This window comes from Pseudomonas frederiksbergensis (assembly GCF_003732705.1).
Classification (GTDB): Bacteria; Pseudomonadota; Gammaproteobacteria; order Pseudomonadales; family Pseudomonadaceae; genus Aquipseudomonas; species Aquipseudomonas frederiksbergensis_F.
Genome location: NZ_MOBR01000023.1, coordinates 46,496 through 71,073, shown reverse-complemented (window position 1 = coordinate 71,073; position 24,578 = coordinate 46,496). Strand labels below are relative to the sequence as shown.

Genomic DNA, 24,578 nt, shown 5'->3' with positions numbered 1-24,578 from the left:
GTTGTAGCGGAGCTCGAACTGGGTGTTGCGGCGACGAAACAGGTGCGGTGGAGCGATCCTCCAGACCGCACACGGTCTTGCTTTCTCACAGCAATTAATGACTTCAGGGCGCAGGCAACTTTTGCAGGTGTAGCCCGATAACCCGGTTATAGGTGCATTCGATCATGACTAAACAGTTCGACATCTCAGCGACACAGGCCATCGAGCATCCAGGCCCGGACCTGCCCATCAAGAAGCCCCTCAAGGAGAAACTGCGACCGCTGCTGATGCTGGGTTTTCCTGCGCTGTTAGCGGTGGTTGGCTATGCGCATTACGTGGCCGGCGAACCCTTCGTCACCACCGATAACGCCTACGCCCGGGTGGCCAAAGCCTCGATCAATGCGCGGATTTCCGGGCAAGTCGTCGAGATTGCCGTCGAGGACAACCAACCGGTGCACAAAGGCCAGGTGCTATTTCGCATCGACCCGAAACCGTTGCAGATCGCGGTTGACCGTGCACAGGCGCAACTGAGCGTCGCGCGGCTGCGCATCGATGGCCTCAAGGCCAGCTACCGCCAGCAGCAGGCCGAACTGCAATCGGCCAGGGAATCGGCGGATTTCGACCAAAAAGAATTTGCCCGCAAGAAAGCGCTGGTGGCCACCGAGTTCGTCTCCCGCGCCGTTTATGAGCGCGCAGACACCGACCTCAAAGTGTCCCGGCAGCGAATCGCATCGATCGAACAACAGATCGCCAGCACCGTGGTTGCCTTGAACGGTGATCCGAAAATCGAAGCCGACAGCCACCCCACGGTGCGCGAGGCCAAGACTCAGCTCGACGAGGCGCAGCTCTATCTGTCGTACGCAACGGTGTATGCGCCGGACGATGGCATCGTGGCCAAGGTCGACGATTTGCAGGTGGGCAACTTCGTCAACAACGGCGCGCCAGCCTTTGCGTTGCTGTCTGATCGCGAGGTGTGGGTCGAGGCCAACTTCCGTGAAACCGACGTCACCCACATGCGCCCGGGCCAGGAAGCGACGATCAGCATCGACACTTACCCTGACCATGTTTTCAAGGCCCACGTCACCAGCATGAGCCCGGGTGCCGGCGCGGATTTCGCCCTGTTGCCGCCGGAAAATGCCACCGGCAATTGGGTCAAGGTCGTCCAGCGGGTGCCGGTGCGTCTTGAACTCGATGAGGCCGATCCAGCGCTGCCGCTGTTCTCGGGGACCAGCGCCACGGTCAAGGTCGATACCGGGTTTCGCTCGCCGTGGTGGCGTCCACTGAAATCGTTGCTGACGGCGGGGAATTTCAGATGAATACGCGGACATTAAGGTTCGCCGCGCTGCTCGCGACCTACATGCAGTCGGCGAACCTGCCTTTGCCGAATGCGGTACTGCGGTTGATTCAGGGCAGCCTGTCGATGACTGACGACCAGGCGGGCTGGATATTCACCTCGTACCTGGCAGCGAGCGCAATCACCTTACCGGTCGCGCAATGGCTCGCCGCACGTTATGGCTTGAAGCGGGTTTATCAGGTCGTGCTGGCGTGCTTCGTCCTTGGCTTGCTGCTCGTGACGCGAGCCACGACCCCGCTGGAATTCATCGGCGCGCGGATTGTTCAAGGGCTGGCGAGTGGCGTGTTGGCACCGCTGTCGATGGCGATTGCCATGGAGACTTTGCCACTGCCCAAGCGTGCCAAATTCGGCGCGACGTGGACGGCCATCGTGCTGCTGGGCATCGTCAGCGGCCCGAGCATCGGCGGCTGGGTCGGCGAACATTTCGGCTGGCGCCCGATCTTCTACCTCAGCCTGCCATTGTCGGCGTTTATCTTCCTGGCGATGGCGTTGTTGCTCACCGAGAAGAAGGCCGAGAAACCCCCGACGTTCGACTTCTTCGGCTTCGGCACCTTCACGCTGGGCTTGATCAGCCTGCAGATGTTGCTCGATCGCGGTGAGCGCCTGGACTGGTTTGCCTCGACCGAAATCTGGCTGGAAGCGCTGGGCTGTGCGCTGGGGTTCTACCTGTTCGCGGTGCATGTGTTCACCGCCAAGGTGCATTTCCTCAACAAGCGTTTGTTCGACGACCGCAATTTCGTGCTGTCGACGGTAATCTTTTTCGCCGTGGGTTTTGTGCTGTTGTCGACCATGGCCCTGACCTCGCCGATGCTCGACGAGATTCTCGGCTATCCGCCTGACACCACCGGTGCCCTGACGATCCCGCGCGGCATCGGACTGGTCGGCGCGTTCCTGCTGATGGGTCGCGTTCCCGAGCGTTTCGACCGTCGGTTGTTCGTCGCGGCGGGGGTGGCTTTGGTGGTGTATGCCAACTGGATGATGCTCGGCTATTCGCCGCTGATGGACTGGTCGCCCGTGGCCGTCGCTGGCGCCGTTCAGGGCATCGGTATCGGCATCTTGATGCCGGCGCTGACCAAGGTCGCGTTCAGCACCCTCGACCCAGCGCTGCGCCCGGAAGGCACCGGTCTGTTCAATCTGTCCCGGGTCTACGGCAGCACCCTCGGCGTGGCGATTGTGCAGCTGTTTTTCTTCAACAACACCCAAGCGATGCACCTGGCGCTGGCCAGCAATATAACGCCGTATCGCGCCGCGATGCCGTCCCTGCAAGCACTGGCGGGACTCAACGAAATGATCACCGGCCAGGCGGCTTTTATCGCGGTGATCGACCAATTCAAGATTCTGATGGTGGCGATGCTGGTGGTGAGTCCGCTGGTGGTCTTTCTTCGCAAACCCGTTCCGACCTACTGATTTGTCGTGGAGTGTGCCCAATGAAATCTCATACGCTTTTCATCAACAGACACCCGCTCCCCAGGATGGTCGGTGCGATGTCGTTTATGGTGTTCCTGTCCGCCTGCACCGTCGGCCCTGACTTTCAGACGCCAGCAGCCAGCGAGTCGCAGCACTATGACCCACAGGCCGAACAGCAACTCGCTCAACGCATCGGCTACGGCAAGAGAATCAACGGTGATTGGTGGACCGCTTTCCGTTCACCGAAGCTCGACGCGCTGGTGCGGCGGGCCATCGACGGCAACCTTGAACTCGTAGCAGCGGACGCCACCATTCGCCAAGCGGCGTCCTCGGTCGCGGCGGCGGAAGGGGCGCTTTATCCGCAGGTGGATTTTGCTGCCCAGGCGGGTCGTCAGCGTACGCATAACGGGCCAGAGCCGACCGTTTCCAACTTTTACGCAATCGGGCCTCGGGTCGGTTTCGACCTGGATGCGTTCGGCGGCAACAAGCGTCTGGTGGAACAACAACAAGCGTTTACGCAGTTGCAGAAACATCGCTACGAAGCGGCGTACCTGACGTTGACCGGCGATGTCGCCAGCCAGGCGTTGTTGCTGGCGTCCGCCAACGCGCAGATGCAAGCCGTCGAAAAACTGTTGGCCAATGACAGCAAAAACCTTGAACTGGTACGCGCGGCCCACGCCAATGGTGCGACGACCCAGATCGACGTGTCCTTGGCCGAAACCCGGCTCGCTCAGGACCGCACGCTGTTGCCGCCCCTCGCGCAGCAACGGGATTCGGCACGTCATGCGCTGTCGATCCTGACGGGCAAGGGCCCGGCTGACTGGGTCGCGCCTGAGTTCGAACTGGCCGAGTTTGCCTTGCCGTCCAACGTGCCGGTCAGTTTGCCCTCGGAGATGGCCCGCAACCGGCCGGATGTCCTGCAAGCCGAGGCTGAACTGCACATGGCCAGCGCGGCGGTGGGCGTCGCGACGGCCAACCTCTATCCCCATATCGAGCTTTCGGCATCACTGGCGCAAGCGGCTTCCGGCAATGGCGGCGCTGCGCTGTGGGGCTTTGCGGCGGGACTGACGGCACCGATCTTCAATGGCGGCACCCTCAAGGCTGAACGTCAGGCTGCCGTCGATGGCTACCAAGCGTCTCTCGCCGGCTACCAGCAGACCGTTATCCAGTCGTTCGGCCAGGTCGCGGACACCCTTCAAGCGATCAATCACGACGCCGAGCAAAACCTTGCCCAAGAAGACGCACTGCGCGCCGCTGACAGCAGTTTTCGCTTGAACCAGCAAGCCTACGCCCAAGGCGAGAACAGCATCCTGCAAGTGCTGGAAGCGGAACGTGCCTATGAGCAGGCGTTGCTGGGGCAAATCCGCGTGAAGACGGCGCAGTACCTCGACACGGTGCGGCTGTACGTGGCGCTCGGCGGTAATTCTGTCGGTGTGTTCGAGCAGTAAGTCGCGTCTCGCGACGCACCGAAACTTTCGTATCAATAACGGCTGCGGCCCCAAGTTGTGGAGTAAAGACATGTCATATGAAGCCTTTCACGATGGACTTCGCGATACCCGATTCCCGCTGAATCACGGCTCGGTCGAGATGCCGGCGGTAGGATTCGGCACGCTGTTTCGCGATCTCGGCGTGACCACCCAAGCGGTCAAACATGCGCTGGACGCCGGGTTTCGCCATTTCGATTGTGCCGAGCGCTATCGCAATGAAGACCTGGTCGGAGTTGCTTTGAAGGAAGTGCTGGAGGCGGGCACGATCCGTCGCGAGGATTTGTTCATTACCACGAAGCTGTGGAACACCAACCACCGTCCCGAGCGCGTCGAACCTGCTTTTGAAGCCAGTTGCCGACGCCTGCAAGTTGACTACATTGATTGCTACCTGATCCATACGCCGTTTGCTTTTCAACCCGGCGACAACCAGGATCCGAGGGATGCTTTTGGGCATGTGATCTACGATTCAGGCGTGACGTTGATTGAGACGTGGCGCGCGCTCGAACGGCTGGTGGATGAAGGTCGGTGCAGGTCGATTGGCTTGTCCGATATTACCTTGGACGCTTTGAAAGAGATCGTGGCGGTGGCCCGGATCAAACCCGCCGTCGTGCAGGTGGAATCCCATCCGTATCTGCCGGAATGGGAACTGCTGGAGTTTTGTCAGCAACACGGCATCATCCTCCTGGCGTTTGCGCCGCTGGGCCATGGCATGGAGCCGAACGTCCTGGAAGACACGGTGATCACCGGCATCGCCAAGCGCCTGCAAAAGACCCCGGCGCAAGTGGCGTTGGCTTGGGCGGTGCAGCGTGGCGTGGCGTTTCTGACCACGTCGGCGACACCGAGCCATATCCAGGAAAACATCAATATCGAGACCTTGCCGCAACGGGCCATGCGTGAGATCAAGGAAGACATCACCACCCGGGTGCGCTTCAACTCGGTGGTGGAAACCGGTGTGCCTGGGTTTATTCCACGCAAGAAAGCTGAGTAAACCCGATCACTTGGACTGACACCGACCCTGTGGGAGCGAGCTTGCTCGCGATGGCGATTTATCAGTCAATATTGATGTTGACTGGGCGACCGCTATCGCGAGCAAGCTCGCTCCCACAATAATCACTAATCACCTTTTTTTGGCCATACCGTTGAGGCAAAACGATGGATGTTTTCCAAACCATGCGGGTCTTCATCGCTGTCGCGCAAAGCGGCAGCTTCACCGCCGCCGCCGACCTGTTGGACACCACCACAACCAACGTATCTAAAGCGGTTTCCAGCCTGGAAGCCCGGCTGCAAACACGCCTGATCAACCGCACCACCCGACGCCTGGCCTTGACCGAAGCTGGCCAACGTTACTTGCAGCGCTGCGAGAGGATTCTGGACGAGGTCCGCGAGGCCGATGAAGAGGCAGGCACGGCTCAGGTCATGCCTGTTGGCCGGTTGAAGATTCATGCGATGGCCGCCATCGGCAATCATTACGTGATCGACGCCATCGCCAAATACCGCGAGACCCATCCCTCGGTCATGTTCGATTTGACCCTGACCAATCGCCTGCCGGATTTGCTGGAGGAGGGCTACGACATGTCGATTGTCCTGGCCCGGGATTTACCCGACTCAGGCTTTGTCGCGCAACGGCTTGGCGTCACCTACAGCATCCTTTGCGCGTCGCCCGCGTACCTGAAGAAACGCGGAAATCCCGATTCGCCGGGGGCGCTGACTTCACATGATTGCTTGAGGATTGTGAATACAGTAATGCCGGTTGAAAACTGGGCATTCGAGGGTCCGGAAGGGGTGGAAACCGTGACGATTCCCGAGTCGCCCATTCATGTCAACACGGCGGACGCCATGACCGTGGCCATACTCAGCGGGATGGGGATTGGGATTCAGCCGATTGCCTCGGCGGTCGATGGCTTGAGAGCCGGCAAGTTGGTGCGCGTACTGCGGCAATACCATCTGGAAGAGTTGAATCTGTTTGCGATCTACCCGTCACGCAAGTTCGTGGACGCGAAGATAAGGACATGGGTGGAGTTTCTTAAGGATTACATTCCGGGCATGTTGGCCGCAGATGCAAAAGTTGTCGGTTCATCAAAGAAGTAATCGTCATTGGCAGCGCAGGTATGGAGTGTCGACCCTCCATCGTCTGCACCGGGCTCAACCGTTCGAACAGCCAGTGCCCATGATTGAATACTCAAGAACGTGCCGTTGACCCTGGGAGTCTTCATAGGTCATTTGGGTCGGCACCGGGCCACATTTATCGGCGGTATCGGAAATCGAGATGACTTTTTGAATGTCGAGTTTCATGCCGTAGCTATAACTTTCGACCGGGGTGTTGCTGGTCGCGTCATCTGCAAACGCAGGGGCGCCGATACCGATCAGAGCAAAAAGAATCGCAGCACTTGAAAGTTTCATGATGTTCACCGTCTCGTCCAAGGATTAGTTGTTTACCTCGGGGAGCTGTTTGCTCACCGGGTAGAGACGATGCTAGGTGTTTGACCTTCCCCCAAACAGCGGGGCACTGGACAAACACTGTTGCCGGATTCCACATGAATAGCGCTGTTACGCCGCCTCCAACTGATTCAGCAACCACTCGCTGAAGCTTCGCGCATTGTTCTCGCTGTCACGATGGGTCAGCAGCGCCCAGTTCGGGCCACGAATGGTTTGCTCCACCAACGGTTGCAACGAGCCATTGGCGCGGGCCTGACAACTCAACAATTCGCTGACCAGCGCGATACCCAAGCCCGCACACGCCGCGTCCAGCAACAGGCCGGGATCGGAGAAGTTCAGCCCCTGATCCTGCTGGCCGACATCAATGCCAGCCTCCACCGCCCAGTGATTCCAGTCCATTTCCCGCTCGCCGTGCAGGGTGGTGCGTTGTTCCTGCGGCAGCGCCAATACGCTCGGGTGACACGCCGGATAGAGGCGGTCGGTGTGCAGCACTTTGAAGCTGCACTCGGCTTGGGAGCTGATGTCATCGCGCACCGCGACGTCGATGGTTTGGGTGGTCATGTCCGGGACTTCATCGGTGCTGTAGATCCACAAATCAACGTCTGGATGCCGGCGACGAAAATCCCCCAGGCGTGGGAGCAGCCAGTGGCGGGCGAACGCTGGCGTGGTGTTGAGCACCAGTTGATTGGGTTTCTGATACTGCCCGAGGCGACGAATGCCGACGGCCAATTGTTGCAACAGCGCCTGGGTGGTGCTGAGCAGGTCGTGACCGGCATCGGTCAGGCTGACGCTGCGGCCACTGCGAAAAAACAACGGTTGCTCAAGGTACGCCTCAAGGCTGCGGATCTGCTGGCTGATGGCCGACTGGGTCAGGTTCAGCTCGGCGGCGGCCTTGTGAAAACTGCCCAGTCGAGCTGCGGCTTCAAAGCCGCGAAGGGTGCTGAGTGGGGGCCAGTGCTTGAGCATATCGATAAGTTCCTCTAATCAGTTTTCCACTAAATCCATCGTTTGTTCGCCCGATTTCACAGCCGTAGCATGCATGTCAGGCCCATCGAGGCAGTTTTCATTGAACACAATGACTTAACTAAAAGGTGTTTGTCATGCAGCAAGATAAAAATCAGAACAGTGCCTGGATGATGCCGGCAGAGTGGGTCAAGCACGCCGCGACCTGGATGGTCTGGCCACACAACCAGGCACTTTGGGAATCCGGTTGGCGCGTGACCCTGGCGCAGGTGCAAGAGGATTTCGCCGGAGTGGCCAATGCCATCGCCCGTTTCGAACCGGTGAAAATGGTGGTTGATCCGTCGGCTGTCGCCAGTGCCAAGGCGCTGTGCGGTCGCAACATCGAATTGATCCCGTTGGCGGTGAATGACAGTTGGTGCCGGGACTCTGGCCCGAGCTTCGTCTGCCATCCGCAACAAGGCCTGGCCGGGGTGAGCTGGCGTTTCAATGCCTGGGGCGGCAAGTCGGCCCACGACCTGGACGAAAGCCTGGCGCGCCGGGCACTCAATCACCTCGGCGTGCCGTGCTTCGGCACACAGTTGAGCAACGAAGGCGGGGCGATTCATGTCGATGGCGAAGGCACACTGATCACCACCGAATCGGTGTTGCTCAACGCCAATCGCAACCCGGACACCAGCAAGGCCGAGATGGAAGACATCTTCAGCCGTTTGCTCGGGGTGAAGAAAACCATCTGGCTCCCGGGTGACCCGGATTACGTGACCGGCGACATGACTGACGGCCATGTCGATGGCGTCTGCGCCTTCGCCCGACCCGGCGTGTTGCTGGTGGACGCGACCCACGACAAGCAATCGGTGTACGCCGAAGTGGCTCGGGAAAATCGGCGTGCCCTGGAACTGGCCACCGATGCCCAGGGCCGCAAATTCAAGCTGATCGAACTGTTCGAAGCCACCGACGCCGTGGACACTGAAGCCGAAGTGTTCTGTGCCTCCTACACCAATTTCTACATCGCCAATGGCGCGATCATCATGCCGGCTTATGGCATCGACGCCGACCACGCGGCGGCCGAGGTGTTGGCTCAGGCGTTCCCGGGTCGCGAGGTGGTGCCGGTACGGATCAATCACCTGGCCCATGGCGGCGGCGGGGTGCATTGCATCACCCAGCAACAGCCCGCCTGGCCAGTGGAGGGTTGAGCCATGACCCTGTTGACGATTGCCACCACCCAGATGCCGTGCACCTGGGACCTGCAACACAACCTCGATCAGGCTGAGCAGTTAGTGCGTGAGGCGGCGGACAAAGGCGCGCAAGTCATCCTGCTGCAAGAACTGTTTGCCACGCCGTATTTCTGCATCGAGCAAAGCCACAAGCACCTGGCGCTGGCCGAAGACTATCGGGACAGCCACGTACTCAAGCGCTTTGCCGCATTGGCCAAGGAGTTGGAGGTGGTGCTGCCATTGAGCTGGTTCGAGAAGGCCGGCAATGCCTACTTCAACTCCTTGAGCGTGGCGGATGCCGATGGGCGTCTGCTGGGGGTGTATCGCAAGACCCACATCCCCAACGCCATCGGTTATCAGGAGAAGGAATACTTCAGCCCCGGCGATACCGGTTTCCGGGTGTGGGACACGGCGTTCGGGCGCATCGGCGTGGGGATCTGCTGGGATCAGTGGTTCCCCGAAACCGCCCGTTGCCTGGCGTTGATGGGCGCCGAAGTCTTGCTGTTTCCCACGGCCATCGGCTCTGAACCGGGCTGTGCGACGCTGGATTCCCGTGACCATTGGCAGATGACCATGCGCGGTCATGCGGCGGCCAATCTGTTGCCGGTGGTGGCGTCCAATCGCGTCGGCCGAGAAGCGGCGACCACCGATCCGACCTTGCAGATGAGCTTTTATGGCTCGTCGTTTATCTGCAACCACAAAGGCAAATTGCTTGCCGAGGCCGACCGTGACAGCACCGGTGTGCTCGTACACAGCCTGGATTTGTCTGCCATGCGCGACGAGCGTCTGAGCTGGGGCATCTACCGCGACCGCCGTCCGGACATGTACGGCGCGCTGTTGAGCCAGGACGGCCGTCATCTCCATTCTCGCTGGGCTACTGAAGGGGTTTGAACATGCGTGTTGCCAACCAATTGATGCTCGCGGCCCTGACCCTGGCATGTGCCGCGCCGTCGCTGCACGCCGAGGAGAAAACCCTGCGGCTGTACAACTGGGCCGACTATTTTGCCGAAGACACGCTGGCCAAATTCACCGCCGAAACCGGGATCAAGGTGATCTACGACGTCATGGATGGCAGCGAAACCCTGGAAGCCAAGATGCTCGCTGGCGGCAGTGGTTATGACCTGATCTTCCCCGGCGACACCGTGTCTGAACGCCTGATGCGCGCCGGTAGCCTGCTGCCGCTGGACCGCTCGAAACTCACGGCCCTGGATGACATCGAGCCGGGCTTGCAGAAGCTGCGCAGCCATTACGAATATTCGAGCAAAGCCACCGTCCCTTACACCTGGGGCACCATTGGCCTGACCTACAATGCCGAGCAGATCAAACAGCGCCTGCCGGATGCGCCGGTCAATAGCCTCGACATGCTGTTCAAACCCGAACTGGCGGCCAAATTTGCCGATTGCGGCATCTCGATGATCGACTCGCCGGACGAAGTGCTGGCGGTGGTGCTCAATTACCTCGGTCGTGAGCCGCGCAGTGCCAAGCCTGAAGACCTGACGGCGGCGAGTGATCTGCTGATGAAGCTGCGACCGTACATTCGCAAGTTCCAGTCGCAACCGGTGACCGATCTGGTGAACGGCAACCTGTGCGTGTCCCTTGGTTACAGCGGTGACATGACCCAGGCGCAACGGACGTCGGACAGTGCCGGCAAGAACACCTCGTTCCAGTACCGCATTCCGCATGAAGGCACGACGGTGTGGATGGACACCATGGCGATTCCGGTCGATGCCAAACATCCCGAGTACGCCTATGCGTTCATCAACTTCGTCATGCGCCCGCAGAACATGGCCGCCATCAGTAACTTCACCGGCTATCCCACCTCCAATGCCAAGGCACGCCCGAGCGTCGATGCGGCGATGCGCAACAACCCGGATATTTACCTTGATGAGGCCACCTATGCGCGGCTGATTCCCGGCAAGGACATTCCTCAATCCGATATGCGCGCACGCATGCGCACCTGGACCAAGTTCAAAACGGCCACCGCGAAATGACTTCAGAAAGGAATCCATACATGTCTACGCGTCGCGAATTCATCAAACAGGTCTCGGTCGTCGCCAGTTTGGGCGCCGCCGTCTCCATGGGCCTGACGCCGTCGCTCCTGCAAGCGGCGACACCCGGCGTTTGGCACATGCCGGATGAGGGCGATAAACACGCACGGGCCTTCATCGCGTTCGGCGCTCAGCAAGCCATCTGGGAGGATTTCACCGCCGACGTGCAAGCCGCCATTGGCCTGATCGCCCGCACCATCGCCCGCTATGAACCGATGACCGTGTTCTGTCGCCAGCGCGAGCGGGAGCTGGCCGAAAAACATTGCGGCACTCGCAACATCACCTACGTCATCACCGAGCTCGACGACATCTGGATGCGCGACATCGGCGCCAACTTTGTCGTCGATGGGCAGGGCGAATTGGGCGCAGTGGATTTCAACTTCAACGGCTGGGGCAACAAGCAGCAGCATCGCAAGGATGCGAAATTGGCGGCTCTGGTCGCGAACAACGCAGAAGCCGATTATCTGCGCAGCGAACTGGTGGGCGAGGGCGGCGCCATCGAAGTGGACGGTCACGGCACGGGAATCATGACCGAAAGCAGCTGGATCAATAGCAACCGCAACCGCGACTGGAGCAAGGCCGAGGTCGAGCAAGAACTGAAAGCGCGCCTGGGCTTGCGCAAAATCATCTGGCTGCCGGGGATCAAGGGCAAGGACATCACCGACGCCCACGTTGATTTCTATGCACGTTTCGTCAAGCCAGGGGTGGTGATCGCCAACCTCGACAACGATCTTCAGTCTTACGATTACCAGGTCACCCGTGCGCATTTGCAGATTCTGCAAAACGCCACGGACGCCGATGGCCGCAAGCTTCAGGTGCACACCGTGTCGCCACCGCTGAACCCGCGCAAAAGCAAATTCAACCGCAACAACCCGGACTTTGCGGCGGGGTATATCAATTACTTTGTGATCAACGGGGCGATCATTGCGCCTGAGTTCGGTGACAAAGCGGCAGACGCCAAGGCTTTTGAGCTGTTGACCGGACTCTACCCGGACCGCGAAGTGGTACAGCTCAACATCGATGCCGTCAGTGCCGGTGGCGGCGGTATTCACTGTGTGACCAGTCATCAACCGTTCGTCTAGTGACAAGTGGCTGTTTTAAAACAAATTAATATTGAGCGGGGGCTTCCCAGACGACGAGAAAGTTGATAAATTTCCGCCCGCTCTTGCAGGGGCGTCGCCAAGCGGTAAGGCAGCAGGTTTTGATCCTGCCATGCGTTGGTTCAAATCCAGCCGCCCCTGCCATATTCCTGATAAAAAAGGGGGACAGATCGAATGATCTGTCCCCTTTTTTGTTCGCCGTCGGGTGGCTTATTCCTGAGTGTGGCGCGTCAGCCACGTCCCGACGATGCGCCGATCCAGCTCTTCCCAATCCGCCATCCCCAACACCCGCGTGGTGTTCAGGCCGCGTAAATAGCCGCGCAACTGATGGGCCGTGGTGCGCACGCGTTCCGAATCGGGCGCGTTTTCACCCAGTACGGTTTCGTACTCGATCAGGTATTCCGCCACCCGGTCGCGGAATTCTGGCAGGACGGCATCGCGGATCAGGTCAAAAGTGCGCACGGGGAAATCCTTTTAGTTGTAGTCGGGCGGTCAAGCAGTCTGCCTGGGGCACAACTATCGGCTCAAGCAATAGTCACAATCAAGAATGACGAGTTCTTCTTTGTCGGATAAACGCCGAAAATCGCCTCCATCGAAGCCGCTGACAGCTCGCCGCTTTGAACCATGCTCCTTTGGTTGGCCGCAACCAACCAATTTTTTGCCCCGCACCTCATTTAGGTCGCGGGGCTTTTTTTTGCCTTCAGGAATTGAACAGCGGTCATTTGGCGGGCAGAAATTGGCTGAACAGGTCAATCAGGCTTTGCGGCGCGGTGTCGTCGAAAAACAGCCTGAGGTTCTTATCGGTTTCTGCCGCCGTTTCTGCACTGCGTGGAAAGAGGTCCTGTTCATACGCGGTCAGCGCGGCTTCGATGTTATCGGGGTGGGCGATAATCGCCTCGGCCAGCAGAGCGCCGTCGTACAGGGCGAGGTTGGCGCCTTCGCCAGCAAACGGCGACATCAGGTGCGCTGCATCGCCGAGCAGTGTCACGCCGGGTACGCGCTCCCATCGGTGCTCGATCGGGAGCGCATGGATCGGGCGAAGCACGGGGTCAATATCAGAATCGGTGATGAGCGCTGTCAGTGCCGGTGCCCAACCATCGAATTCCTCGGCTACCCGGGCCATGGCCGTCACGGGATCGGCGAGGTCAATGCGCTCAAACCAATCTTCAGGCCTCTTCAGGGCCACGTACGCTTGCAGGGTTCCGTTTGCATGGCGGTGAGCCAGAATGCCTTGATTGGGCACAACCGCCATCAGCGTGCCGTCACCGATCACCTCGGCGCTGGCCGTGTGGTGACTGTCGCTGTTGAACAGGAATGTTTCGATAAAGGAAATGCCAGCGTAGATCGGTGTTACGTCGCTAAGCAGCGGGCGAACTCTCGACCAGGCGCCGTCGGCACCCACCAGAAGGTCCGTGGTCACGGTTGCGCCGTTAGCGAAGGTCAGCCGATGCCGTCCGCCGCCGAGCGGGGCAGCCGTGGTGACTTTGTGTCCCCAGCGAATGGTGTCGGCCGGCAGCGATTCCAGCAAAATCCTGCGCAGCTCCCCTCGCTCCACCTCAGGCCGGCCGCCGTTATCCGTGCTCGGCCAATCCAGCAGGACGTTGCCGGATTTGTCGCCTATCCGCTTGGCATCGGCGCCCTCGATGATGATGCCAAGAAACCTGTCGTAGAGCCCGGCGGCCTTGAGCGCGAGCTGTCCGTTGTATTCATGGATATCGAGCAGGCCACCTTGAGCGCGCGCGTTGGCCGACGTTTCCGCCTCGTAGATCGTCACCGCGATACCGTGGACATGCAGGACCCGCGCAAGCGTCAATCCACCGAGCCCTGCACCGATGATCGCGATTGGAGTGTTCATCTCAATACCTGTGTGATTGACGTCCGCGCAGAGTATCTACTACCGGCAGGCCAGGGAGCTATTCCCGGAGTTGCGGGCATTGCTTGAACGCGTAAGCGGATCGGTGACTAAAAGCAGAAACAGGCAGGATTGCAGCACAAACGGCGGCGCTCACTTCGAAGGCGAGGGGTAGTGTGGTGATACCACTCAATCAGCGTTTGAATCAGTGAGGCCGCCCATGCTCGATCATATTTTTCTTTCGGTCAGCGACATTGACCGCTCCATCCGTTTCTACACCGCCGCGCTGACGCCGCTCGGCATCACCGGGCGTCTCGATTACGACGGCAAGGACGGTCCGCCCGGTCACCCGGACCTCAAGGGCTTCGGCGCCAACGGGCGGGTTTTCTTTTGGCTGCGCGAAGGTGTTGTCGAGGGGCGGGCGGTGCATGTGGGGTTTGTGGCGCACAGCCAGGATCAAGTCGATGCCGCCTATGCCGCCGCCATCAACAACGGCGCTGTCGACAACGGCGCACCGGGTGCACGTCTGCACTATGACCCGAATTATTACGCGGCCAATGTTCTCGATCCGGACGGTTACAGCCTCGAGTTCGTTTACAAAAACTGGCAGCACGCCCAATGAAAACCTTAATGATCTACGGCGCGACGGGCTACACCGGTCGCATGGCGGCCGAGCACGCCAAGGCGCTGGGGCTGGACGTTGTCATCGCCGGGCGCAATGCCGAACGGCTGGCGTCCCTCGCGGCGCAACTGGACGTGCCTTATCGGGCATTCAATGCGGATGCTTTGGCAGATCTGGCCGACATTGACGTGCTGCTCAACTTCGCCGGGCCTTTCGCGCAAACGGCGGGGCCGCTGATGGATGCCTGCATCAAGGCCGGCGTCGATTATCTGGACATCACGGCCGAGATCAATGTCTATCGACAGGCGGAACGGCTTGGCGTGCAGGCCACCGAGGCGGGTGTCATGTTGCTGCCCGGCGTCGGTTGGGACGTGGTGCCGACTGACTGCCTGGCGCTGCATGTGGCGCGCCGGGTGCAAAATCCGCAGTCGTTGAAGGTGGCGTTGCAGGTGCCCGGATCCATGTCGCGGGGATCGGCCATGAGTGTCGCTGAAATCATCGGCGCGGGCCTTATGGCGCGGGTTGACGGAGAACTGCTGGCCACCCCGGACGCGCAGCCGCAATACTTCGATTTCGGCGATGGCCCGGTCATGTGCGCGCCGCTGTCTTTCGGCGACCTGGTCACTGGCTGGCACTCCACCGGGATCGCCAATATCGCGATGTTCGTGCACATCAGTGGTGATGCGTTCCCCGAAGGGGATCTGTCACAACTGCCCGACGGCCCCAGCACTGAGCAGCGAGATGCCCATCGCGCCCGGGCCGTGGCTGAAGTAACAGGCGCTGACGGCAGCGTTGCACGCTCGGTGATCGAGACCGTCAACGGCTACAGCTTTACGCCGCTGTCTGCCGTTGAAGCGGCGCGCAGGGTATTGGCCGGTGAGCGACACGCTGGTTTTGAAACCCCTGGTCGCGTATTCGGAATGGGCTTCGCCGAGACGATTGCCGGGACGAGCATCATTGATTTCCAGGGCGCTATTCTGCGGCTGAAAGCAAAAAAGCGGCCCTGACTGCCAGAGCCGCTTGGGACGGTCATGCAAGGCGATAACGAGAAGTCGGAGTGCGCGTTTGCGTCGCGGCAAGGGCTGCGTCAACGCAATTTTCCGCGCTCATGACGGTGTCTTTTCCTAGCGTCGACAGCGGCACGCCGCAGACGCCTTCGGTCCAGATTTCGGTGGCGGTCGAGGCCGGAAGTACGACCTGAATTTTCAGCTTCGCATTGGCTTTGGCCAGTTCGCGAAGAGGTCTTGGTGGCGAGTCAGCGGCCTCGTTACGGGCGGTTGCCGATTATGTGGCTTCGGATAAGTTTCTTTCCGCGTACATGGGGGATAGGCATTCCCCCGGCCGGTTTTTGATTAGGCGGGATTGGTTTCCGTATTTCCCCTATCCCGACCTTTTTGTTAATTGGCCGCGGACAAGGGTGGGGTACGAGGCGGGATCCTGCGCTTCGTCCCAGTCGACTCAAATGCTGAAGCGAAACGCAGCAGTGTCGAATCGTCATAGGCACGACCGGCAAAGGTCAGCCCGACTGGCATGCCGATGTCCGGCATGACGCCCATCGGCACGGTGACGGTAGGCACGCCCAAGTGCCGGATGGCGAGGTTGCCGTTGGCGACCCAGATGCCATTACTCCACGCGATGTCCGATGACTGCGGATCGACGTCGGCATTCGCCGGGCCAACGTCGGCAACTGTCGGGAATAGCACGGCATCGAGCCCAAGCCGATCCATCCAGTCTTCTAGGTCGATCCGACGCGTCTGTTCCAGCCCCCGGAGTCCGCCAGCCAGAGTGGCGATCTGGTCCCAGGGTGTAATGCCACGCTCGGCCATCTGCACGTACTCGCTCATGTCAATGGCAAAGGCGCCCTGTTGGCAGGGCAGAGTGCCTGGGTCATGCGGGAAAATCTGCGGTCCGTCGACATCGACCAGACGGTTCAATTTCGGATCGTTGTTGGCCCGCAGAAAGTCATCGAATGCCCAGGCCGACAGATCCCACAATTCATGGCGCAGGAACTCTTTAGACACCAGCCCGCGATTGAGCAGCGTCGATGCGCCAGGACGATCACCCTCGTAGTTGGAGACCAGGGGTAAGTCGACCTCAAGCACTTCGGCACCCGCGGCTTCGAGTGCCTGGCGAGCTTGTTCCCAAAGGCCGATCACCGAAGGATGAGTGTTGATGCGTTGACCGGTTGGCCCACCGATACCCGGCGCCTCAGAGGTGCCGGCTTGCGGATCGGCGTTGATGTACATGCGCGGAACGCCGAAGCGCTTTCCGACCAGTGCTCCACTGTTCGCCGCCAGCGACCTATAGGAGGCCGGACGCACCGAGGCGACGCTCGGGATCGGCACCCAGGGCTGCATCCGCCACAGATCGCCGCGAGTGTCAGGGTCTTCGGCCACCACCACGTCGAGCACCTCAAGCAGGTCGCCCATGGTTCTGGCATACGGCACGACAACGTCCATCGTCGGTACCAGCGGCCAGTTGCCTCGCACCGAAATCACCCCGCGCGAAGGTGTATAGGCGCACAAACCGTTGTTCGAGGCAGGTCCCCGGCCACTCGACCAGGTTTCTTCCGCCAGGCCGAATGCCGCGAAACTGGCAGCGGTGGCGGTCCCGGCGCCGTTCGATGAACCCGAGGCGAAGGGCGCGGTGAGATAGTCAGCGTTGTACGGGCTCTCGGCCCGGCCGTAGACCCCGCGCTGCATGCCGCCATTTGCCATTGGCGGCATATTGGTCTTGCCCAGGCAGATCGCCCCGCAGGCGCGCAGGCGTTCGATAGTGAACGCGTCGCGATAAGCGATCAGGTCTTTGAAGGCTGGGCTCCCGGAAGCCGCGGTGAGCCCCTTGACCAGATAACTGTCCTTGGCCGTGTAAGGGATGCCATCGAGCGGCCCAAGCTTTTGCCCCGAGGCCCGACGGGCATCGGAGGCCTGGGCTTCCTTCAGCGCCTCGGGGTTGCGGACCACCACGGCGTTCAGGGCGGTAGACGTATCGGTGCCGTCGTAGGCGTCGATCCTGGCGAGATAGGCCTGGACCAGTTCAACGGCCGTTGTCTGGCCGGATTCAAGCGCGGCGCGCAGTTGGGCGATTGAAGCCTCGGTGACCTCGATCATGCTGATACCACTGACTGCTGACGGTTGAAGCGGTTAATGTTTCCATCACACTTGGGCTCGGATTTAAGGGCAACACTTAACTCGAAATGGGTTTTCATAGCGTTTCTCGCTGCACTGAGTGATGCGACAGGTTCTGAACTTAACTACCTGAGCGTTCTACTGGGCACCCCGAAGGGAATATTCAGACACCTGACTTGATTCTGCTCCAGGCCCGGGTTCGTACCCGTTCCGCGTCACGGGGCAGCGGTTTCAGGCTGTAGAGGGTTTTCATGGCCGCTTCGGTGGGGTACAGGTTCGGGTTGTTGCGGATCGCCGGATTAACCAGCTCAGTGGCGTCCTTGTTCGGGTTCGGGTAGCCGACAAAGTCGCTGATTGGCGCGATGACTTTCGGTTGCAGCAAGTAGTTGATGAAGGCGTAGGCGTCTTCCGGATTTTTCGCTGATTTGGGGATCGAGAGCATGTCAAACCAAACGGGCGCTCCTTCCTTCGGCAGACGCATGTCGACCACCACGCCATTCTTGGCGTCCTTGGCGCGGTTATCGGCCTGGAAGAAGCTACCGGAGTAACCGACTGCGACACAGATATCGCCGTTGGCGATGTCGGCCATGTACTTGGACGAGTGGAAGTAGGTGATGTACGGACGGATCTTCATCATCAGTGCTTCAGCCTTGGCGTAGTCCGCCGGGCTGGTGCTGTTGGGGTCCAGGCCGAGATGTTTCAGGGCCAGCGGCAGAATCTCCGACGGCGAGTCGAGCAGGGCGACACCGCACTGCTTGAGCTTGCTGATGTTTTCTTCCTTGAAGATCAGGTCCCAGCTGTCCACCGGTGCGTTGTCGCCCAATACGGCCTTGACCTTGGCCGGGTTGAAACCGATCAGGACGGTGCCGTACATGTAGGGCACACCAAATTGATTGCCCGGGTCGTTGTCTTCGACCAGCTTCATCAGATGGGGGTCGAGGTGTTGCCAGTTTGGCAGCTTGCTGCGGTCCAGTGGCTGGAACACCCCCGCCCCGATCTCCTTGGCGAAGAACATGTCGCCCGGGTTCACCACGTCATAACCGGAGTTGCCGGTGAGCAGCTTGGCTTCCAGGCTTTCGTTGCTATCGTAGACGTCGTAGACCATTTCGGTCTGGGGGTTCTGGGCCTTGAAGTCTTCCAGGGCCTTGGGGGTGATGTAGTCGAACCAGTTGTAGACTCGCAAGGTGCGATCATCAGCTTCGGCTTGGGCGAGTGAGCTGAGCAGGCCGAGACCGCACAGGACTTTGCCAAGCAAGCGGAGCGAGGGGATGTTCTTGATCAATTTCAATCCAACCGTTTTTATGGGTGTTATGTTGAAACGCAAACTTGCGTTAGATAAGTATTTTCTGGATGCCGAAAGTGAGTTCATACACAGCCTTCCTCTTCCGGACCTGGCAGCAAGGGGCCTTGAAGTTTATTCAGCAAACGGGCAATCCATTCGCGTTGATGGGGTTTCAGCGCTTGTCCTGTCAGACCTTGCATATCAGCAAGATTGGGATCGGTAATCGCAGTGGGGAGCTCGCTCAACGTCTCAATAACGGCTAATCCCATGTAGGGCACAGTGTTAGGTTCGTAGCCTCCTTCATGGCACAGCACCAGCCGCCCCTCACAACATGCGTCTGCGACCGCCATTACTCGCTGGGTCATGGCTCGATAGGTGTTGCTGTGCAGCATCATGCGACCCAATGGGTCATAAGCTCCCGCATCAAAGCCACAAGGTACGATGATCAATTGCGGGCGGTAGGCGCGAAGGGCGGGCAGAATCAGCGTGTCGAATGCGTGCAGGTAGGCCCCGTTACCACAGCCGGGCGGGAGCGGAATGTTGAAGTTGTACCCCAGGCCTGGACCCGCACCCTGTTCGTGCGTGTGGCCCGAATCGGCGGGGTAGTTTCCATCCTGATGCACCGAGATCGTCAGTACTCGCGGATCCTCCCAGAAGATCCGCTGAGCACCATTTCCGTGGTGAACATCCCAGTCGACGATTGCTACGCGCTCAAGATGGAAGTGCTCCAGGGCATGATCTGCAGCCAGTGCGGCGTTGGCCAGTAAACAGAACCCCATGCCTGTGTCCGGTTCAGCGTGATGTCCCGGAGGACGCACCAGTGCGTAAGCATTTTTTACCGCCCCCCGCAGAACAGCATCTACCGCAGAAACCACGCCGCCAGCAGCCAGTTTGGCAATGTCGTAGCTGCCATTGCCCACAGGGGTATTGGCGCTCAATTGCCCGCCGTTGCCATCGCTAAGTTGTTTGAGCACATTCAAATAGGCCGAGGTGTGCACACGTTGCAGTTGTTCTTCCGTCAGCGCGACGGCCGTGATCGGTTGCAGGTGTGCGCTAAGGCCGCTGACGTCCAACAGGTTTTTTAAACGTCGTTTGGTTTGCGCCTCCTCGAAAGGGATTCCGGGCTGGATCGTCAGTCCTGGGCGATAGACTCCAGCGTGGCATCCCGTTGAATGCCACATGTAAATTTCATGCCAGACAAAACCGGTCTTCATTGCACATACCCTCGCCGAACTGCCATCGAATTGCCCAACAAAAAAGATGGGCAAGTCAGCAGGGTAGGAGGAAGGTCAGGAGGGTGGAATGCCTCTATCGGGGTAGATGAATTGTTCAGCACAGAAGGTTTTGGTCTTTGAATTGCGCGGGTAACGACGCGCGCAGCGCAACACTGCCGGACCGAAGCAGTGCTGCGAGTGCCTGGTATTTGAAGGCGCTAGTGAGAGTAGGGAAGTGCCGTCGCGGCAAACAGGCTGCACAGTTGCAGTTCAGTATTGACGCCCAGCTTGGCGTAAATATTTCTACGATGGACCTTGATGGTCTGCGCACTGATTTCCAGTACACGAGCAATTTCTTTGGTGCACTTGCCTTGCAACATCCATCGAGTGATTTCCCGCTCCCGCACGGTCAGCTGTTCCTCACCGAAGGTGGCCAGACGTGTTTCGACAGAATGTGGCATAGGGCGCACGTCTTGCTGCGCGGATCGCTGTTTCCAGAAGTTTTTCAGCAAACATTCGATCAGCGGATACACGCTGCTCAATGTTGCCAGTTCGTCTTCATGGGCAACATCACCCCATCGGCCAATCGATAGCACCAGGGATTGGCGGGGCGCCACTGGCAACAAGATATCTATTTCGTCATTGAGGTTGAGATCCTCATAGTAGGTTCGGTAGTAGGCAGAGTTTTTCAGCGAGCAGGTATTTGCATTGATCTGAACCACGTTGCCAGTGCCGTCATATCGAAGCTTTTTCAGCAGCGGATCTTCTTTGTAGGCCGATGCAAAGTAATTTTCGAAATACTGATAATGCCGATGGGTTGGGATGTCATGAGAAATGATTATCGGCAAATCGTTGCCATGGTCGTAGACTTTTAGGATGAAAGTATCGTGTTCGATAAATTGCTTCATCGCATCAGAAAGCAGTCCCGGAAGGTCATTTTCCAATTGCCGGTCAAACAGACGCGCAAGGACCCTATTCCAGTTCGCAACTTCCTGGAGCGACAATATTTGATTGAGTGCCATTTTCGATACCGCTAGTTCAAGAACGATTGCAAGGTTTGGATAAGCAAAAAACGCGCCAGAGAGCTGCGCTGGAACCCCGGTGGACTGGGACGCCAGAGTTGCTCACCAGCAGGGCTCTTGATCTCTGGAAGTGACTGTTCTAAATGTTACTTCACGTATCGCAGCACTTTCCTAAACAATTAGAGGGTGTCCCGATTTTCCACGCCTGACAACGCTTTACCCTTAGGTCGGGCCGGTTCCATCTGCGCAACCAGCCCTTTTCAGGGCGCTTCCTGATCCATCTCGAGCGGGAAGCGTTCGTGGTGGTCTGCCTCGCAATGGGTTCACGACCTACCCCGATAGTTGTATGTACGGACACCGGTTTGTTTTTTATTCTTCTCTCTGTCCTGACGCTGGCGCGTGAGCGCACCAGGTGTGAGGCGATTTAAAACATAATTAAAACGTTGGATACTGCAGTGCTCACGTTCCGGGTGCGAATGCGGCGCCGGTAAAATAGTTTTTACTTAAATAAAGAATCGCTTATTAGAGTCAAAAGTTGGTGGTTTTCCGAACTGCCGACATTAACTAACTGACACTCCATACCAGGAATCAAATTCAAGAATGTCGTTCGTCGTGACAGTAATCATCGTATGAGTCTTGTCATTTTTTTTGCCTATTGCAATGAGGTGCAAATGCATAAAGCGTTGGTGGTAGACGATCATCCGTTTATTCGGGCGACGGTGAAGGTGCTGCTGGAGCGTGAGCAGTTTAAAGTCGTTGCCGAGGCTGACAATGGCGCCGATGCGGTGCAACTGGCTCGCCAGCATGACCCGGAACTGATCGTGCTGGATATCACCATGCCCAGGCTGGACGGATTGGAAGCCATCAACCGGATCAGCGCACTGAAACTGTCGAGCAAGATCCTGGTATTGACCGCCCAGTCCGCAACCTTTTATGCCATGCGCTGCATGAAGGCGGGCGCTGCCGGATATATCTCGAAAACCGACGATTTGAACGAATTGAGCAAAGCGATCAAGGCGCTTATGGCGGGCTATACGTTCTTTCCAAACCTGGCGGGCAATTCCGTACGCCGGGTTGATATCGATTCCACTGAGCTTGAGATGATCCGCGGACTGTCCGACCGCGAGTTGGCGATTTTGCAGCAACTGTCACGAGGTCTGAGTAACAAGGAAATCGGCAATGTCATGTTGTTGAGCAACAAAACCGTCAGTACCTATAAAACTCGCCTGATCGATAAACTCAATGTGACATCGGTGGTGTATCTGGCCGACTTCGCCAAGCGTAATAATCTGATCTGAATGATCGGACGATCCCACACGCTGGTCATGGAGCGCTCGTTTGTCGAGATGAAATGAGCGCTCATCGGGTTGCGGCATGACGAGTTGGAGGAGGCGCGCTGAAGTCTGTTCAGGTGTCCGTTGCGTCGGGAAGCTGCTGCGGTGTCTGAGCCGATAATTTCAGGATGACCGTGAAGCGATTCTTTTCGGATACGACCTCAATGTGCCAACCCAGTTTTGCGCAGAGCTGGCGCATCAGTACGAGCCCGAGGCCGTAACCGAAGTCGGCAGATTCTTGATGCTTCTGGGGGGTGCGTATCCGGTTGACGATGCGCAGTTGCAGCTGATCGAAGGTTATTTGGAAGCTGCCATCGTCAGAGTATTGCAGGGCGTTGCGCAGAAAGTTACCCACGACGATGCGGCACGCAGTCAGGGGCAGCCGGCAAGGCTCATCACTGATGTGCAGGATCAGCTCGATTTTGCGTTTGCCGATCAGGTAGCGATGTTCCTGAATCAGTTCATTCAACAGTTGGCGCATGTCGAACGCTTCTTCTGGTAGCGCTTCCGGGCTTTCGCGGCTCATCCACAACAGGGTCTCGGCAATTCGCTGCATGTTCAGCACCGAGCGCTCGATCCGCTGTAAGGGCGGGGGCAGCTCGCCGCCGGCCTGAACGGCGAGCAATTCGACATTGGCCTTGAGTACCGCCAGCGATGTGCGAAGTTCATGGCTGGCGTAGCGTAGCAGGCGCTCTTCCCGCAGGCTCGCGGCTTTGACCTGTTGCACGCTGTGATTCAGTGAGTCAGCCAGCAGATTGAACTCACGGAAGATGAAATGCGGCCGTTGATCGGCGGGCGCACTGGCGCTTTCCAGGCTGGCCGACCATTGCGTCAGCCGACCGAGCGGCCGCACCACCCACCAGGCCAGCAGGGCGATGATGATCAGTGCGGGAATAAACACCGCCAGACTGATCAGGCTGACCATCGATAACTCGTGTTCCAGGTAGGCATCGGACAATGGCGTTTCGACTTCGCCGTCTTTTTCATAGTCATGTCTGGTGTCGTACATATATAGCGTTTTGCCGTCGTACAACGGGTGGATCAGAACGACCGTGCCGGCATAATCGTCGTAGGAGTCAACGTCGCCGAAGTACTGCACGGCACCGAACGCCATGCTCGGCGTGGTTTCGAGCAAGTCGCGGATGTTTTTCGGCAAGGCCTCCTTGCTGAGCGCGCTCTTGACGAAGTCGTTATCAGGCGGCGGCGTCGTCGGGTCCTGCTGGTAATGCCGGGCAAATAACTGCGCTTCTTCTTCCATCGCCTCGCTGTCGGTATATCGGAGTCCGTGCTCGGTGTAAGCCGGCAGTAGCTGGTTGTAGATAATCAGCACCATGGCAATGACCAACAGCAAGCTGCCACTGATCACCCACTTCAAGCTCAGCCCTTTGCGCATATGGCCCCCAACTGAACGCCGATACCGGGCAATGTCTGGATCAACGCCACGGCGAAGTCTTTGTCCACAGCCTTGCGCAGACGGTGCATGTGCACCTTGAGCGTATTGCTGTCAGGCAGCTTGTCACCCCAGATCGCTGCTTCGAGACGCTCGCGATTGACGGGCGCAGGGCTGGCGCGCATCAGGCATTCGAGCAATGTCCAGCCGGTCGGTGACAGGTGCAGTTCCTGACCGTTGCGACTGGCTTTGCGCGCTGAAAGATCCATGATCAGGTCAGCGACTTGCAGCCGATTAGCCTGTCCACTACGGCGCAGGCTCAGGGCACGAATCCGTGCAACCAGCTCCGGAAGTTCGAAGGGTTTGACCAGATAGTCGTCGGCCCCGACCGAAAAACTGGCGAGCTTATCGGCCAAGGCATCCAGTGATGAGAGCATCAGGATCGGTGTCTGATTTCCATGCTCGCGCAGTTTTTTGCACACCTGTTGGCCGTTCATACGCGGCAGCAGGATGTCCAGCAAGATCACGTCATGGTGCTGAGCGAGCGCCAGATTCAAGCCCATTTGCCCGTTGCTGGCATGGTCGCAGACGATCCCGGTGATTTCCAGATACTCGATGACAGTGTTCGCAAGGTCGATATTGTCTTCGACCAGCAGCAGATGAATATGCACGCACGGACCCCTGGTTTTTCACTAGTTGGGCGGAGGATAGCGGAGTTACCTTTCCTCACGACAATGTTCACCTGGCGT

General features: G+C 58.7%; 22 protein-coding genes and 1 tRNA gene. 13 read left to right on the top strand and 10 right to left on the bottom strand.

Annotation, left to right across the window (positions count from 1 at the left end):
- The first annotated feature begins 164 nt into the window (after positions 1-164).
- The 5 genes from BK667_RS22865 to BK667_RS22845 all read left to right on the top strand — a co-directional run bounded on the left by BK667_RS22865 (position 165) and on the right by BK667_RS22845 (position 6,315).
- Positions 165-1,295: an HlyD family secretion protein gene (locus BK667_RS22865; protein ID WP_123598990.1), complete on the top strand. Its 1,131-nt coding sequence runs from the start codon at positions 165-167 to the stop codon at positions 1,293-1,295.
- Complete coding sequence (locus BK667_RS22860; protein ID WP_123598989.1) at positions 1,292-2,740, top strand: DHA2 family efflux MFS transporter permease subunit; 1,449 nt, start codon at positions 1,292-1,294, stop codon at positions 2,738-2,740. Before BK667_RS22865 ends, BK667_RS22860 begins: the two co-directional genes overlap by 4 nt.
- Before the next feature lie 20 nt (positions 2,741-2,760).
- Positions 2,761-4,188 (top strand): efflux transporter outer membrane subunit, encoded by a 1,428-nt coding sequence (locus tag BK667_RS22855; protein WP_123598988.1) that lies wholly within the window; start codon positions 2,761-2,763, stop codon positions 4,186-4,188.
- 70 nt (positions 4,189-4,258) lie between these two features.
- Positions 4,259-5,215, top strand: a complete 957-nt coding sequence (locus BK667_RS22850) for an aldo/keto reductase (protein ID WP_123598987.1) — start codon at positions 4,259-4,261, stop codon at positions 5,213-5,215.
- 164 nt (positions 5,216-5,379) lie between these two features.
- A complete protein-coding gene (locus BK667_RS22845; protein ID WP_123598986.1) occupies positions 5,380-6,315 on the top strand; it encodes a LysR family transcriptional regulator in 936 nt (311 codons plus the stop codon).
- A 54-nt stretch (positions 6,316-6,369) separates the two neighbouring features.
- Here BK667_RS22845 and BK667_RS22840 read toward each other — a convergent pair whose 3' ends face one another.
- On the bottom strand, positions 6,370-6,627 hold the full coding sequence (locus tag BK667_RS22840; RefSeq protein ID WP_123598985.1) for a DUF2790 domain-containing protein: 258 nt from the start codon (positions 6,625-6,627) through the stop codon (positions 6,370-6,372).
- A gap of 147 nt (positions 6,628-6,774) precedes the next feature.
- The gene (locus BK667_RS22835) at positions 6,775-7,629 is read right to left on the bottom strand and encodes a LysR substrate-binding domain-containing protein (protein ID WP_123598984.1); all 855 of its coding nucleotides are present in this window, start codon (positions 7,627-7,629) and stop codon (positions 6,775-6,777) included.
- Between the two features lie 134 nt (positions 7,630-7,763).
- Here BK667_RS22835 and BK667_RS22830 point away from each other — a divergent pair, with 134 nt between their 5' ends.
- The 5 genes from BK667_RS22830 to BK667_RS22810 all read left to right on the top strand — a co-directional run bounded on the left by BK667_RS22830 (position 7,764) and on the right by BK667_RS22810 (position 12,129).
- Positions 7,764-8,816 carry an agmatine deiminase family protein gene (locus tag BK667_RS22830; protein ID WP_123598983.1) on the top strand — a complete coding sequence of 351 codons (1,053 nt, stop codon included), beginning with the start codon at positions 7,764-7,766 and terminating at the stop codon, positions 8,814-8,816.
- A gap of 3 nt (positions 8,817-8,819) precedes the next feature.
- A complete protein-coding gene (gene aguB, locus BK667_RS22825) occupies positions 8,820-9,728 on the top strand; it encodes an N-carbamoylputrescine amidase (RefSeq protein WP_123598982.1) in 909 nt (302 codons plus the stop codon).
- A gap of 2 nt (positions 9,729-9,730) precedes the next feature.
- On the top strand, positions 9,731-10,828 hold the full coding sequence (locus BK667_RS22820) for an extracellular solute-binding protein (protein ID WP_123598981.1): 1,098 nt from the start codon (positions 9,731-9,733) through the stop codon (positions 10,826-10,828).
- Between the two features lie 20 nt (positions 10,829-10,848).
- Positions 10,849-11,967 carry an agmatine deiminase family protein gene (locus tag BK667_RS22815; protein WP_123598980.1) on the top strand — a complete coding sequence of 373 codons (1,119 nt, stop codon included), beginning with the start codon at positions 10,849-10,851 and terminating at the stop codon, positions 11,965-11,967.
- 87 nt (positions 11,968-12,054) lie between these two features.
- Positions 12,055-12,129 (top strand) — tRNA-Gln (locus BK667_RS22810).
- A gap of 66 nt (positions 12,130-12,195) precedes the next feature.
- Here the strand turns inward: BK667_RS22810 and BK667_RS22805 are convergent.
- Both BK667_RS22805 and BK667_RS22800 read right to left on the bottom strand, forming a co-directional pair.
- On the bottom strand, positions 12,196-12,447 hold the full coding sequence (locus BK667_RS22805; RefSeq protein WP_123598979.1) for a hypothetical protein: 252 nt from the start codon (positions 12,445-12,447) through the stop codon (positions 12,196-12,198).
- Between the two features lie 256 nt (positions 12,448-12,703).
- Positions 12,704-13,840, bottom strand: a complete 1,137-nt coding sequence (locus BK667_RS22800) for an FAD-dependent oxidoreductase (RefSeq protein WP_123598978.1) — start codon at positions 13,838-13,840, stop codon at positions 12,704-12,706.
- A gap of 217 nt (positions 13,841-14,057) precedes the next feature.
- On the opposite strand from BK667_RS22800, the gene BK667_RS22795 reads away from it, so the two are divergent.
- Together BK667_RS22795 and BK667_RS22790 are read left to right on the top strand one after the other, a co-directional pair.
- Complete coding sequence (locus BK667_RS22795) at positions 14,058-14,459, top strand: VOC family protein (protein WP_123598977.1); 402 nt, start codon at positions 14,058-14,060, stop codon at positions 14,457-14,459.
- A complete protein-coding gene (locus BK667_RS22790; protein ID WP_123598976.1) occupies positions 14,456-15,466 on the top strand; it encodes a saccharopine dehydrogenase family protein in 1,011 nt (336 codons plus the stop codon). Before BK667_RS22795 ends, BK667_RS22790 begins: the two co-directional genes overlap by 4 nt.
- Positions 15,467-15,856: 390 nt before the next feature.
- Here BK667_RS22790 and BK667_RS22785 read toward each other — a convergent pair whose 3' ends face one another.
- From BK667_RS22785 to BK667_RS22770, 4 genes are all read right to left on the bottom strand, one after another.
- Positions 15,857-17,569: an amidase gene (locus BK667_RS22785; protein WP_123598975.1), complete on the bottom strand. Its 1,713-nt coding sequence runs from the start codon at positions 17,567-17,569 to the stop codon at positions 15,857-15,859.
- 181 nt (positions 17,570-17,750) lie between these two features.
- Positions 17,751-18,842, bottom strand: coding sequence for a polyamine ABC transporter substrate-binding protein (locus BK667_RS22780; RefSeq protein ID WP_259698159.1), 1,092 nt, complete (start codon positions 18,840-18,842; stop codon positions 17,751-17,753).
- Between the two features lie 110 nt (positions 18,843-18,952).
- Positions 18,953-20,083, bottom strand: coding sequence for a histone deacetylase-like amidohydrolase (locus BK667_RS22775; RefSeq protein ID WP_123598973.1), 1,131 nt, complete (start codon positions 20,081-20,083; stop codon positions 18,953-18,955).
- 218 nt (positions 20,084-20,301) lie between these two features.
- Positions 20,302-21,105 (bottom strand): helix-turn-helix transcriptional regulator, encoded by an 804-nt coding sequence (locus BK667_RS22770; RefSeq protein WP_123598972.1) that lies wholly within the window; start codon positions 21,103-21,105, stop codon positions 20,302-20,304.
- Between the two features lie 671 nt (positions 21,106-21,776).
- Between BK667_RS22770 and BK667_RS22765 the strand changes: the two genes are divergently transcribed.
- Entirely contained in the window at positions 21,777-22,403 is a 627-nt protein-coding gene (locus BK667_RS22765; protein ID WP_123511635.1) for a response regulator transcription factor, read from the top strand.
- Between the two features lie 109 nt (positions 22,404-22,512).
- On the opposite strand, the gene BK667_RS22760 is transcribed toward BK667_RS22765, so the two are convergent.
- Positions 22,513-23,832, bottom strand: coding sequence for a sensor histidine kinase (locus BK667_RS22760; RefSeq protein ID WP_123511637.1), 1,320 nt, complete (start codon positions 23,830-23,832; stop codon positions 22,513-22,515).
- Complete coding sequence (locus BK667_RS22755) at positions 23,817-24,500, bottom strand: response regulator transcription factor (protein ID WP_123511639.1); 684 nt, start codon at positions 24,498-24,500, stop codon at positions 23,817-23,819. The genes BK667_RS22760 and BK667_RS22755 overlap by 16 nt, the downstream gene beginning before the upstream one ends.
- Between the last annotated feature and the right edge of the window lie 78 nt (positions 24,501-24,578).